The sequence below is a fragment of the Microbacterium sp. M1A1_1b genome, from assembly GCF_053345565.1.
The window spans coordinates 144,518-158,054 of the sequence record NZ_JBKFAJ010000001.1; the positions used below are offsets into that span (position 1 = coordinate 144,518).

Sequence of the window (13,537 nt, forward strand, 5' to 3'; positions counted from 1 at the left end):
TGCCGAACGTGCTCGAGACCCTCGTCGCGGGCGCGCTCGAGGACGCCGCCGCCCGTCGCCTCGACCGGCCGTACGCCGACGTCGAACGTGACCTCGACCGGGTGGCGTCGCCGCTCGACGCCCTCGACTTCCTGGCCCCCGGTGCGCGCGTCAAGGTGCTCGCCGAGGTCAAGCGCGCCAGCCCGTCCCGCGGGTCGATGGCCGCGATCACCGATCCGGCCGGGCTCGCCGCGGACTACGAACGCGGTGGTGCCTCGGCGATCAGCGTGCTGACCGAGGGGCGCAAGTTCCTCGGCTCGCTCGCCGACCTCGAAGCCGTCAAGGCCCGCGTGTCGGTGCCGGTGCTCCGCAAGGACTTCATCGCCGACCCGTACCAGGTGGTCGAAGCCCGTGCCTCGGGTGCCGACATCGTGCTGCTCATCGTGGCCGCCCTCGAGCAGCAGCAGCTGGTCGAGCTCCACGACCTGGCGGAACAGCTCGGCATGCGCGTGCTGGTCGAGGCCCACTCCGCTGACGAGGTCACGCGTGGCCTCGACGCCGGCGCCCGGATCCTCGGCGTCAACGCCCGCGACCTCACCGACTTCTCCCTCGACCGCGACCTGTTCGGTTCGCTCGCCGACCGGATCCCCGACGGGGTCGTCCGTGTCGCCGAGTCCGCCGTCAAGGGCCCCGCCGACGTGGCGCACTACCGCCGCGCCGGGGCCGACGTCGTCCTGGTGGGCGAGGCGCTCGTCACCGGCGCCGACCCTGCCGCTGCACTCGCGTCGTTCCTCGACGCCTGACACCTCGATGGTCCGGCCCCGAGCCGGACTCGTCTGGAGCACCATCGTGACCTCACTCCGCGACCTCCACGGCCCGTACTTCGGCGACTTCGGCGGACGGTTCGTCCCCGAGTCCCTCGTGCTGGCGCTCGACGAACTCGAAGCCGCCTTCCGCGAAGCGTGGGCGGACCCCGCCTTCCACGCCGAGCTCGACGCCCTGCAGCGCGACTACACCGGTCGGCCGTCGATCATCACCGAGGTGCCGCGCTTCGCTGAGCACGCCGGCGGTGCCCGCGTGCTGCTGAAGCGCGAGGACCTCAACCACACCGGTTCGCACAAGATCAACAACGTGCTCGGGCAGGCCCTGGTCGCCCGGCGCCTGGGCAAGACGCGGCTGATCGCCGAGACGGGCGCAGGGCAGCACGGCGTCGCCACGGCCACCGCGGCCGCGTTGTTCGGCATGGACTGCGTCGTGTACATGGGCGCCGTGGACACCGAGCGCCAGGCACTCAACGTCGCCCGGATGCGGCTGCTCGGTGCCCAGGTGATCCCGGTCGAGACCGGGTCCCGCACGCTCAAGGACGCGATCAACGACGCCCTGCGCGACTGGGTCGCCAACGTCGACTCGACGCACTACCTGCTCGGCACGGTCGCCGGCCCACACCCGTTCCCCGAGATGGTGCGCGAGTTCCACAAGGTGATCGGGATCGAAGCCCGCCAGCAGGTCCTCGACCTGGTCGGTCGGCTCCCCGACGCGGTCGCGGCCTGCGTCGGCGGCGGCTCGAACGCGATGGGCATCTTCGAGGCGTTCCTCGACGACGCCGGCGTCCGGCTGCTCGGCTACGAGGCCGGTGGCGACGGCGTCGAGACCGGCCGGCACGCGGCGAGCATCACGCTCGGGCGCGAGGGCGTGCTGCAGGGCGCCAAGTCGTACCTGATGCAGGACGAGGACGGCCAGACCATCGAAAGCCACAGCATCTCCGCCGGGCTCGACTACCCGAGCGTCGGACCCGAGCACGCGTACCTGGCGTCGATCGGCCGCGCACAGTACGAGCCCATCACCGACACCGAGGCGATGGAGGCGTTCCGCCTGCTCAGCCGGACCGAGGGCATCCTGCCGGCGATCGAGACCTCGCACGCACTGGCCGGCGTGATGAAGCTCGGCAAGGAGCTCGGCCCCGACGGGGTCATCCTGGTCAACATGTCCGGTCGCGGTGACAAGGACGTCGCCTCGGCCAGTCGGTACTTCGGTGTCCTCGACGAGAACGCGGTGCAGCTGTGACGAACAAGACGGTCGCGTCGACGATCGACCAGGCGAACACCGACCGCGCCGGTGCCGTCGTCGGGTACCTGCCCGCCGGGTACCCCGACATCGACACCAGTGTCGACGCGGCCGTGGCCCTCGCCGAGAACGGCGTCGACGTCATCGAGCTCGGCCTGCCGTACTCCGACCCGGTGATGGACGGCCCGGTCATCCAGCGTGCGGCCGAAGAGAGCCTGGCGAACGGCTTCCGCGTCGCACAGGTCTTCGACGCGGTCCACCGGATCACCGAGCGCGCCGACGTGCCCGTCCTGGTGATGACCTACTGGAACCCCGTGCTGCGCTACGGGGTCGAGCGCTTCGCCGACGACCTGGTGGCCGCCGGTGCAGCCGGTCTCATCACACCGGACCTGGTGCCGGACGAAGCCCGCGAGTGGATGGGCGCCTCGGAGCGCACCGGTCTCGACCGGGTGTTCTTGGCCGCGCCGTCCTCGTCGGACGTCCGCATGAAACAGGCCGTCGACGCCAGCCGTGGCTTCGTCTACGCGGTCTCCACCATGGGCGTCACCGGAGCTCGTGCCGGCGTCGACGTCGCCGCGCGGACGGTCGTGTCCCGACTCCGCGACGCGGGCGTCGCCCGCACCTGCGTGGGCCTCGGCATCTCGACGGCCGACCAGGTGACCGAGGTCCTCGAGTACGCCGACGGTGCGATCGTCGGCTCGGCGTTCGTCCGCGCCCTCGCCGACCTCGGGGTCACGGGTGTCGGCCAGCGGGCCGCCGAGCTGTCGGCAGGCGCAGCGCGCCGCTGACGTCACGTCACTGACCGACCGGGAGGCCCGGTGCGCATCACGGTTTCCACAGACAGCGCTCGCTCGTTCCTGACCAGCGCACCACCCGCGCTACAGTGTTGCGGGGTCGACGCAACCGGATCGGCACCACAGCTGCACTGAAAGGCGCCAGTACCTCCATGCCCCTCCTGAGCATCCCGAGCCCCAGCACGGCCTGGCAGTACTTCGACCTGACAGCCTGGCTCCACGACGTGTTCGGCTGGTCCCTGCCGCTCGACTTCCGCATCCACGCCTACGCGATCTGCATCCTGCTCGGGATCGTCGCGGCCGTGGTCGTCACGAACAGCCGCCTCAATGCCCGGGGTGTCGAACGGTGGATCATCATCGACATCGCGATCTGGACCGTGCCGTTCGGCATCGTCGGTGGCCGGCTGTTCCACGTGTTCACCCACGTCAGCGACTACTTCGGTCCGGGGCGCGACCCGCTGTCGTTCCTCTACATCTGGGAAGGCGGCCTGGCGATCTTCGGCGCGATGATCCTCGGTGCCGTCGGGGCGTACTTCGGCTGCCGCCAGGTCGGCCTGCGGTTCACCACCTTCCTCGACGCGCTCGCCCCGGCGATGCTGCTGGCCCAGGCGTTCGGCCGGCTCGGCAACTACTTCAACCACGAGCTCTTCGGCATGCCGACCAGCCTGCCGTGGGGCCTGCAGATCGAGTCGTCCAACGCGGCGTACCCGACCGGGCTGCCCGAGGGGACCCTGTTCCACCCGACGTTCCTGTACGAGATCATCTGGAACGTCATCGGCTTCGCGGTCATCATGCTGATCGACCGCAAGTTCCAGCTGCAATGGGGCCGCGTCCTCGCGCTCTACCTGATCTGGTACGGAACGGGTCGCTCGGTGCTCGAGTCGATCCGCGTCGACACGAGTGAGACCTTCTTCGGCATCCGCACCAACGTGTGGGCGTCGTTCGCTGCGATCCTGATCGGCCTCGTCATCTTCTGGGTGCAGTCGAAGCGGCACACGGGCAAGGAGATCAGCCCGTACATGCCGGGTCGCCAGCCCCGTTCCGCGTCCGATGTAGACTCCGAGGACACCTACTCCGAGCACGGTGACGACGCACCCATCGCCGCCGGTTCCGCCTCGGTCGCCACTGCTGCCGACCGATCCTGACGGCCCGGCCCCACGGGGTCGGACGGTGAGCGGGCACACTCCCAGCACCGCTGCACACGGCCATCGCTGTCCCTGTTCCACCCTCTCCTGAGGACGGTCCCCATGGCGTTCCTGCCATCCCAGCTCCCCTCGACCCCCGGGTCGGCCCTCCGACCGGCGCACCAGCGGTTCTCCGCGGTCCCGGATGCCGCCGGCATGTACGACCCGGCCAACGAGAAGGACGCGTGCGGCCTGGCCATGGTCGCGACGCTCCGCGGCACGCCCGGGCACGACATCGTGGACGCGGCACTCGGTGCCCTCCGCAACCTCGAGCACCGCGGCGCCGTCGGCTCCGACGCGGGCACGGGTGACGGTGCGGGCATCCTCTGCCAGGTCCCGGACGCGTTCTTCCGCGCCGTGGCCCCGGTCGAGCTGCCCGCTGCGGGGGAGTACGCCGTCGGCACGGCGTACCTGCCGCTCGACGCCGACGACCGCGCGGCGGTCAAGGCCGCCGTCGAGACGACAGCGGCGGACGAGGGACTGCGCGTGCTCGGCTGGCGCGAGGTCCCGGTGCGGCCCGAGGTGCTCGGGTCGCTCGCCCGCGCGGCGATGCCCGCCTTCGAGCAGTGCTTCGTCGTGTCCGAGTGGCACGACGACCAGGGTGCGCTCCGCAGCGGCATCGCACTCGACCGTCAGACCTTCCGACTCCGCAAGCGCGTCGAGCGCGAGCAGGAGATCTACTTCATGTCGCTGTCGAGCCGCACCATGGTCTACAAGGGCATGGTCACGACGCTCCAGCTCGAGCCCTTCTACCCCGACCTGAGCGACGAGCGGTTCGCGTCGAAGCTGGCGATCGTGCACTCGCGCTACTCGACCAACACGTTCCCGTCGTGGCCGCTCGCCCAGCCGTTCCGCACGCTCGCGCACAACGGCGAGATCAACACCGTCCGCGGCAACCGCAACTGGATGCGCGCACGGCAGTCGCAGCTCGAGAGCGACCTGCTCGGCGACATGGCGCCCCTGCTGCCGATCGTCAGCCCCGGCGCCAGCGACTCGGCCTCGTTCGACGAGACCCTCGAGCTGCTGACCCTGTCCGGACGATCCCTGCCGCACGCGGTGTCGATGATGGTGCCCGAGGCCTGGGAGAACCAGACCGACATGGACCCCGAGCTCCGCGACTTCTACGAGTACCACTCCATGCTCATGGAGCCGTGGGACGGCCCCGCGGCGATCACCTTCACGGACGGCTCGCTCGTCGGGGCCACGCTCGACCGCAACGGTCTGCGTCCGGGGCGGTTCCTGGTCACTGACGACGGACTCATCGTCATGGGCTCGGAGACCGGTGTCATCGACGTCCCCGCGTCGAAGGTCGTCCGCAAGGGGCGCCTGCGCCCGGGTCGGCTGTTCCTGGTCGACACCGAGGCCGGCCGCATCATCGAGGACGACGAGGTCAAGCGCGAGCTCGCCACGTCGGGCCCCTGGGGCGAATGGCTCGAAGCCGGGCGCATCAACCTGCGCGACCTGCCCGAGCGCGAGCACATCGTGCACACCCCGGCATCGGTCACCCGTCGACAGCGGGCCTTCGGCTACACCGAAGAAGAAGTGCGCGTCCTGCTGCGCCCCATGGCGGCCGCAGGCGCCGAACCGCTCGGTGCGATGGGCTCGGACACCCCGATCGCGGTGCTGTCCCAGCGGCCGCGACTGCTGTTCGACTACTTCACGCAGCAGTTCGCCCAGGTGACGAACCCGCCGCTCGACTCGATCCGCGAGCAGGTCATCACCTCGATGGGCATGGGGCTCGGTCCCGAGCGCAACCTGCTCGACGCCGGTCCCGAGCACGCCAAGCAGATCGTGCTCGACTTCCCGGTCATCGACAACGACCAGCTCGCCAAGGTCCAGCACTTCGAGACCGAGTCCGGTCGGCACCTGACCGTCACGATCCGCGGGCTCTACCGGGTCGACGCCGGCGAGCAGGCGATGGAGCAGCGCATCCAGGCCGTCTGCGCCGAGGTCGACGACGCCATCGAGTCGGGCAAGCAGTTCATCGTGCTGTCCGACCGTGACGGCAACGCCGAGAACGCACCGATCCCGAGCCTGCTGCTGGTCGCCGCCGTGCACCACCACCTCATCCGCACCGAGCAGCGCATGAAGGTCGGACTCATCGTCGAGGCCGGCGACGTGCGCGAGGTCCACCACGTCGCGACCCTGATCGGCTACGGCGCCTCGGCCATCAACCCGTACCTGGCGATGGAGACCTGCGAGAACCTGGTCCGCCAGGGCATGCTCGCGGGCATCACGCCGGAACAGGCGGTCAAGAACGTGATCAAGGCGCTCGGCAAGGGCGTCCTGAAGATCATGTCGAAGATGGGCATCTCGACGGTGTCCAGCTACGCGGGCGCCCAGGCGTTCGAGGCGGTCGGCCTGTCGCAGGAGTTCGTCGACCGGTACTTCACCGGTACCTCGTCGATTCTGGGTGGTGTCGGCATCGACGTGATCGCCCAGGAGAACGCCGAGCGGCACGCGCAGGCGTACCCGATCGACGGCGCGGTGCTGGCGCACGAGCGGCTGCAGACCGGTGGCGAGTACCAGTGGCGCCGCGAAGGACCCCCGCACCTGTTCAACCCGGACACGGTGTTCCGTCTGCAGCACGCCACGCGCGCCCGCCGCTACGACATCTTCCGCGAGTACTCCAAGTCCGTCGACGACCAGGCCGAGCAGCTCATGACGCTGCGGGGGCTGTTCCGCTTCAAGCACGGGCAGCGCACGCCGGTCTCGCTGGAAGAAGTCGAGCCGATCGAGTCCATCGTCAAGCGGTTCAACACGGGCGCGATGTCCTACGGCTCGATCTCGAAAGAGGCCCACGAGACCCTGGCGATCGCGATGAACCGTCTGGGAGGTCGGTCGAACACGGGCGAGGGTGGCGAGGACGTCGACCGGCTGCTCGACCCCGAACGTCGCAGCGCGATCAAGCAGGTCGCGTCCGGGCGCTTCGGCGTCACGAGCATGTACCTGACGCACGCCACCGACATCCAGCTCAAGATGGCCCAGGGCGCCAAGCCGGGCGAAGGCGGGCAGCTGCCGCCGCAGAAGGTCTACCCGTGGGTGGCCCGAACCCGGCACGCCACCGCCGGCGTCGGTCTGATCTCGCCGCCGCCACACCACGACATCTACTCCATCGAGGACCTCAAGCAGCTGATCTTCGACGTCAAGCGCGCCAACCCCTCGGCCCGCGTGCACGTCAAGCTCGTCAGCCAGTCGGGCATCGGTGCCGTGGCCGCGGGTGTGACGAAGGCCCTGGCCGACGTCGTGCTCGTCTCCGGACACGACGGTGGTACCGGCGCATCGCCGCTGAACTCGCTCAAGCACGCCGGCACCCCGTGGGAGATCGGCCTGGCCGAGACCCAGCAGACGCTCATGCTCAACGGCATGCGCGACCGCGTCGTGGTGCAGGTCGACGGCCAGATGAAGACCGGCCGTGACGTCGTCGTCGCCGCGTTGCTCGGCGCCGAGGAGTACGGCTTCGCGACCGCGCCGCTCGTCGTCGAGGGCTGCATCCTGATGCGGGTGTGCCACCTGGACACCTGCCCGGTGGGCGTCGCCACGCAGAACCCCGAACTGCGCAAGCGGTTCTCCGGCAAGCCCGAGTTCGTCGTGAACTTCTTCGAGTTCATCGCACAAGAGGTCCGCGAGCTGCTGGCCGAGCTCGGCTTCCGCACGCTCGACGAGGCGATCGGCGCGACGGACGCGCTCGACGTGGACCGCGCGGTCGAGCACTGGAAGGCGTCCGGCCTCGACCTGGCGCCGGTGCTGCACGGTCCGGCGTTCGCGGCCGACGAGCCCCGTCGTCACCAGCGCGATCAGGACCACGAGCTCGAGCACCACTTCGACGTGCAGCTCATCCACAAGGCGTCCGACGTCATCGAACACGGCGGGACGATCGCCCTCGACCTGCCGATCCGCAACACCGAACGTGCCGTCGGCACCATGCTCGGCCACGAGGTCACGCTGCGCCACGGCGAGCACGGACTGCCGGCCGGGTCGATCGACATCACGCTGCGGGGGTCGGCCGGGCAGTCGCTCGGTGCGTTCCTGCCCGCGGGGATCACGGTGCGCCTGTTCGGTGACAGCAACGACTACGTCGGCAAGGGCCTGTCCGGTGGCGACATCGTGGTCCGTCCCACCGAGGGCGGCGGCTTCGAGCCGAGCGAGAACGTCATCGCGGGCAACGTCATCGGGTACGGCGCGACCCAGGGCAGCATGTTCATCCGCGGCATCGTCGGTGAGCGCTTCCTGGTCCGCAACTCCGGTGCGACCGCCGTGGTCGAGGGCGTCGGCGACCACGCACTCGAGTACATGACCGGTGGTCTGGCGGTGATCCTCGGCGAGACGGGCCGGAACCTCGGCGCGGGCATGTCCGGTGGGACGGCGTACGTCCTCGGGCTCCGCGACGAGCACGTGAACGCCGACTCGCTCGCCAGCGGTGAACTCCGGCTCGAGCAGCTCGACAGCGCCGACGTCGAGATCCTCACCGACCTGCTGCAGCGGCACGCGACCGAGACCGGGTCGACCGTGGCGCAGGGACTGCTCGACTCGGGCGACCTGTCCGCGTTCGTCAAGGTCCTGCCGCGCGACTACGCCGCGGTGCTCGAGACCCGCAGGCAGGCCGTCGACGAAGGACTCGACCCCGACGGCGACGTCGTGTGGAACCGCATCATGGAGGTCACCGGTGGCTGAGACCGCGACGACCACGAACACCCCGGAGGCAACACATGGCTGACCCCAAGGGGTTCCTGAAGGTCCAGGAACGCGAACTGCCGAAGCGTCGGCCCGTCCCGGTGCGGCTCATGGACTGGAAAGAGGTCTACGAGCAGCAGGAGTCCGGCCAGCTGAAGCGACAGGCCGGCCGCTGCATGGACTGCGGTGTGCCGTTCTGCCACCAGGGCTGCCCGCTCGGCAACCTGATCCCGGAGTGGAACGACCTGACGTGGCGCGGCGAGGGCCGTCAGGCGATCGAGCGACTGCACGCGACGAACAACTTCCCGGAGTTCACCGGACGCCTGTGCCCGGCGCCGTGCGAAGCATCGTGCGTGCTCGGCATCAACCAGCCGCCCGTGACCATCAAGCAGGTCGAGGTCTCGATCATCGACCAGGCGTTCCAGAACGGCTGGGTCACGCCGCACCCGCCGGAGCGCCTGACCGGCAAGACCGTCGCCGTCGTCGGCTCCGGGCCCGCCGGACTGGCCGCCGCACAGCAGCTCACGCGGGCCGGTCACACGGTCGCCGTGTACGAGCGTGACGACCGGATCGGCGGTCTGCTGCGCTACGGCATCCCCGACTTCAAGATGGAGAAGCGCCAGATCGACGCGCGCCTGTCCCAGATGCAGGCCGAGGGCACCCGCTTCCGTGCCGGCGTCGAGATCGGTGTCGACATCACCTGGGACGACCTGAAGTCCCGGTACGACGCGGTCGTCGTGGCCACCGGCGCCACGGTGCCGCGTGACCTGCCGATCCCGGGTCGCGACCTGGCGGGCGTGCACTTCGCGATGGAGTACCTGGTCCAGCAGAACCGCGCCGGTGCCGGAACGGTCGTCGACAACCAGATCACGGCCGAGGGCAAGCACGTCGTCGTCATCGGCGGGGGTGACACCGGTGCGGACTGCATCGGGACCGCCCACCGGCAGGGCGCGCTGAGCGTCACGAACCTGGCGATCGGCAAGCAGCCGCCCGAGGAGCGCCCCGAGGACCAGCCCTGGCCGATGTTCCCGACCGTGTTCGAGATCACGAGCGCCCACGAAGAGGGCGGGGAGCGCACGTTCCTGGCGTCGACGGTCGAGTTCCTGGCGAACGAGGCCGGCGAGGTCCGTGCCCTGCGCGTCGCCGAGACCGAGTACCTCGACGGTCGCCGCGTCCCCAAGGCCGGCACGGAGCGCGAGATCCCCGCCGACCTGGTGCTCATCGCGATGGGCTTCACGGGTCCGGAGACCGAGACGCTCGCGCCGCAGCTGGGCCTGCCCGTCTCGGACGCGGGTGCCGTCGCGCGCGGTGCCGACTACACGACCAACGAGCCGGGGGTCTTCGTCGCCGGGGACGCCGGCCGCGGGCAGTCGCTCATCGTGTGGGCGATCGCCGAGGGCCGTGCGGCCGCGGCGAAGGTCGACGAGTACCTCGAGGGAACGACCATGCTGCCCGCTCCGGTCAAGGCGACGGACCGGGCGATCTCCATCTGATGACCACCTCCGTGTGGGCAGCAGGCCACCAGCACTCGATAGGGTGCTGGTGGCCGCTCTTCGTACCGCGAAGCCCCACGAACACCATGCACGCAGGCCCCACCACCACACACGAAGGAATCCAGTGAGACGCGCAAAGATCGTTTCGACCCTCGGACCGGCCACCTCGGACTACGAGACCGTCAAGGAGATCATCGAGGCGGGTGTCGACGTGGCTCGACTCAACCTCAGCCACGGTGACTACAGCGTCCACGAGGCCAACTACGTGAACGTCCGTCGTGCCGCCGAGGAACTCGGCAAGCCGGTGGCGATCCTCGTCGACCTGCAGGGTCCGAAGATCCGCCTGGCCCGGTTCGCCGACGGCCCGCACCACCTCGACGTCGGTGACGTCTTCACCATCACCACCGAGGACGTCCCCGGTTCCAAGGACATCTGCGGCACGACGTTCAAAGGGCTGCCCCAGGACGTCAAGCCCGGCGACCCGCTGCTGATCGACGACGGCCGGGTCCGCCTGCGCGTCCTCGACACCGACGGCGTCCGCGTCCGCACCGAGGTCGTCGTCGGCGGAACCGTCTCCAACAACAAGGGCATCAACCTGCCCGGTGTCGCCGTGAACGTCCCCGCGCTCAGCGAGAAGGACGAGGCGGACCTCCGCTGGGGCATCCGGCAGGGCGCCGACCTGATCGCGCTGTCGTTCGTCCGCAACGCCTCGGACGTCGTCCGCGCCCACGAGATCATGGACGAAGAGGGCAAGCGCCTGCCGGTCATCGCCAAGATCGAGAAGCCGCAGGCCGTCGACGCCCTCGAGGAGATCATCGACGCGTTCGACTCGATCATGGTCGCCCGTGGTGACCTCGGCGTCGAGCTGCCGCTCGAGGCCGTCCCGATCGTGCAGAAGCGTGCCGTCGAGCTCGCGCGCCGCATGGCCAAGCCGGTCATCGTCGCGACGCAGATGCTCGAGTCGATGATCTCGTCCCCGATCCCGACGCGCGCCGAGACCTCCGACGTCGCGAACGCCGTGCTCGACGGTGCCGATGCGGTGATGCTCTCGGGTGAGACGAGTGTCGGTGAGTACCCGGTGCAGACCGTCCGCACCATGGCCCGCATCGTCGAGTCGACCGAGGACCACGGCCTCGAGCGCATCGCACCGCTCGGCACGAAGCCGCGCACCCTCGGTGGTGCCATCACGCTCGCCGCGGTCGAGATCGCCGAGTTCACCGCCGCGTCCTACCTCTGCGTGTTCACCGAGTCCGGCGACTCGGCCCGCCGCATGTCGCGACTGCGTCACGGTCTGCCGATCATCGCGTTCACCCCGAACGAGGCCACGCGTCGTCGCATGGCGCTCACATGGGGTGTCCGCTCGTTCCTGGTCGAGCGGAAGACCCACACCGACGAGCTGTTCGGCCAGGTCGACGACGTGCTGCTCGAGAACGGTCTCGCCGCGCCCGGTGACCGCGTGATCGTGACGGCCGGGTCGCCTCCCGGGATCGAGGGCTCGACGAACGACCTGCGCGTGCACCGCGTGGGCGACGCGCACGCCGAGGCAGCACCGGCGTACGTGCGCGACTGACACGCGCGTCGCACGCTCCCACCGGGCGCGGACCACAGGCACGGCGCACCACGCGCTCGCAGCCGCCGGTCCGCGCCCGGTCGCGTTCCGGCGGTGGTGGCGACCACCGGTCCGGTGAGCAGGCAGGATGGGTGCCATGAGCCTCCAGACCGACGCGCAGCGACGACCGGCCGACGTGCGTCGCTGGCGGCGCTACCTGGCCGACGAACGCGCGGAAGCTGCCGTCTACCGCAACCTCGCCGCACGGCGTGACGGCGAGGAACGCGAGATCCTCGCCGCCCTGGCCGACGCCGAGGGCCGGCACGAACAGCACTGGATCGACCTGCTCGGCGACGATGCCGGCCGGCCGCTGCGGGGGAGTCTGCGCACCCGGGTGCTCGCCGCGCTGGCCAAGCGGTTCGGGTCCGTCTTCGTGCTGGCGTTGATGCAGCGTGCCGAAGACCGCTCGCCGTACGCCGACGACGACGACGCGACCGCGCGGATGGCGGCCGATGAACGCATCCACGGCGAGGTCGTGCGCGGGCTGGCGAACCGCGGTCGGATGCGCCTGTCGGGCACGTTCCGTGCGGCGGTCTTCGGCGCGAACGACGGCCTGGTGTCGAACCTCGCCCTCATCATCGGCATCAGCGCTGCCGGCGCCGACCGGCACTTCGTGCTGCTGAGCGGGATCGCCGGGCTGCTGGCGGGGGCGCTGTCGATGGGCGCTGGCGAGTACGTGTCCGTCCGGTCGCAGCGCGAACTGCTCGAGGCGTCCGCGCCGCACCCGGATGCCGGGGACGCCGTGGCGCACCTGGACGTCGACGCGAACGAGCTCGCCCTGGTGTACCGGGCGCGCGGCATGCCCGAGGACCAGGCCGAGGCGCACGCCGCCGACGTGCTGGCGGGCCTGGGCAGTGGACCGGCGACGGGTCCGACGCGCATCGCCGACGACCACGAGGCGGTCGGCAACGGCATGAGTGCGGCGCTCTCGAGCTTCTGCTTCTTCGCGTCCGGGGCGATCATCCCCGTGCTGCCGTACCTGGTCGGGCTCGAGGGCTGGGCGGCGATCGCGGTCGCGGCGGTGCTCGTGGGGATCGCACTGCTCGGTACCGGGGCGGTCGTCGGCGTGCTCAGTGGCGCCTCGCCGCTCCGTCGGGCACTGCGACAGCTGGCGATCGGCTTCGGTGCCGCCGTGGTGACCTACCTGCTCGGGCTGCTGTTCGGGACGGGCGCAGCCTAGGTGCGGCGCGCTGCTGCTCGTGGTGGCAGCAGCAACAGGGTCCCCGCGCCGACGACCAACAGCGCGATCCCCGCGAACAGCATGAACAGGGTCAGCGCGACCCCGGGGGCGATGAGGACGGCGACGCCGCCCAGGATCGACAGGATGCCGCTCACCACGGTGGGCACGCGCGACGACCCGGGGTGTCCGACGAACCCGCCGACCAACGCCGCGATGCCCTCGATGACGAACCCCAGTCCTGCCAGCACGGCGTACACGACCAACGGCACGAGCGGGTCCAGCAGCGTGACCAGCCCGGCGACGGCGACGAGACCGCCGACCACGCCGGACGTCCAGCGCCACACCGGTGACGTGCCGTGCCCACGGACGGCGGCGAAGACCCGCAGCACGCCGGCGACCACCAGGTACACGCCGAACAGCAGCGCGACGGCGACGAGCGACGGTCGGGGCCAGACGATCGCGACGATCCCGAGCGCGATCGCCACGGCGGCACTGGCGATGACGAAGGCCCGGAACGTGCGGACGGCACGGGAATCCACGTGATCTCCCTCCCCTGATCG

9 protein-coding genes are annotated in these 13,537 nt (G+C 70.3%); 8 read left to right on the forward strand and 1 reads right to left on the reverse strand.

Annotation, left to right across the window (positions count from 1 at the left end):
- The first annotated feature begins 8 nt into the window (after window positions 1-8).
- From trpC to ACLBWP_RS00710, 8 genes are all read left to right on the forward strand, one after another.
- Window positions 9-782 (forward strand): indole-3-glycerol phosphate synthase TrpC, encoded by a 774-nt coding sequence (gene trpC, locus ACLBWP_RS00675; RefSeq protein ID WP_447654242.1) that lies wholly within the window; start codon window positions 9-11, stop codon window positions 780-782.
- A gap of 7 nt (window positions 783-789) precedes the next feature.
- Window positions 790-2,043, forward strand: a complete 1,254-nt coding sequence (trpB, locus tag ACLBWP_RS00680) for a tryptophan synthase subunit beta (RefSeq protein WP_447653643.1) — start codon at window positions 790-792, stop codon at window positions 2,041-2,043.
- The gene (gene trpA, locus ACLBWP_RS00685) at window positions 2,040-2,831 is read left to right on the forward strand and encodes a tryptophan synthase subunit alpha (RefSeq protein ID WP_243562042.1); all 792 of its coding nucleotides are present in this window, start codon (window positions 2,040-2,042) and stop codon (window positions 2,829-2,831) included. The genes trpB and trpA overlap by 4 nt, the downstream gene beginning before the upstream one ends.
- Before the next feature lie 158 nt (window positions 2,832-2,989).
- Complete coding sequence (lgt, locus tag ACLBWP_RS00690) at window positions 2,990-3,982, forward strand: prolipoprotein diacylglyceryl transferase (RefSeq protein ID WP_447653644.1); 993 nt, start codon at window positions 2,990-2,992, stop codon at window positions 3,980-3,982.
- 102 nt (window positions 3,983-4,084) lie between these two features.
- Window positions 4,085-8,695 (forward strand): glutamate synthase large subunit, encoded by a 4,611-nt coding sequence (gltB, locus tag ACLBWP_RS00695; protein ID WP_447653645.1) that lies wholly within the window; start codon window positions 4,085-4,087, stop codon window positions 8,693-8,695.
- A 35-nt stretch (window positions 8,696-8,730) separates the two neighbouring features.
- Window positions 8,731-10,188 (forward strand): glutamate synthase subunit beta, encoded by a 1,458-nt coding sequence (locus ACLBWP_RS00700; protein WP_447653646.1) that lies wholly within the window; start codon window positions 8,731-8,733, stop codon window positions 10,186-10,188.
- 124 nt (window positions 10,189-10,312) lie between these two features.
- Complete coding sequence (gene pyk, locus ACLBWP_RS00705) at window positions 10,313-11,758, forward strand: pyruvate kinase (protein WP_243562045.1); 1,446 nt, start codon at window positions 10,313-10,315, stop codon at window positions 11,756-11,758.
- A 127-nt stretch (window positions 11,759-11,885) separates the two neighbouring features.
- The gene (locus ACLBWP_RS00710; protein ID WP_447653647.1) at window positions 11,886-12,977 is read left to right on the forward strand and encodes a VIT1/CCC1 transporter family protein; all 1,092 of its coding nucleotides are present in this window, start codon (window positions 11,886-11,888) and stop codon (window positions 12,975-12,977) included.
- On the opposite strand, the gene ACLBWP_RS00715 is transcribed toward ACLBWP_RS00710, so the two are convergent.
- Entirely contained in the window at window positions 12,974-13,516 is a 543-nt protein-coding gene (locus tag ACLBWP_RS00715; protein WP_447653648.1) for an HdeD family acid-resistance protein, read from the reverse strand. The genes ACLBWP_RS00710 and ACLBWP_RS00715 overlap by 4 nt on opposite strands.
- Window positions 13,517-13,537: the final 21 nt, after the last annotated feature.

Bases quoted from the DNA above. Each gene is read 5' to 3' on its own strand.
- lgt (WP_447653644.1), top strand. From the start codon at position 2,990: ATGCCCCTCCTGAGCATCCCGAGCCCCAGCACGGCCTGGCAGTACTTC.
- gltB (WP_447653645.1), top strand. From the start codon at position 4,085: ATGGCGTTCCTGCCATCCCAGCTCCCCTCGACCCCCGGGTCGGCCCTC.
- trpB (WP_447653643.1), top strand. From the start codon at position 790: ATGGTCCGGCCCCGAGCCGGACTCGTCTGGAGCACCATCGTGACCTCA.
- ACLBWP_RS00700 (WP_447653646.1), top strand. From the start codon at position 8,731: ATGGCTGACCCCAAGGGGTTCCTGAAGGTCCAGGAACGCGAACTGCCG.
- ACLBWP_RS00710 (WP_447653647.1), top strand. From the start codon at position 11,886: ATGGGTGCCATGAGCCTCCAGACCGACGCGCAGCGACGACCGGCCGAC.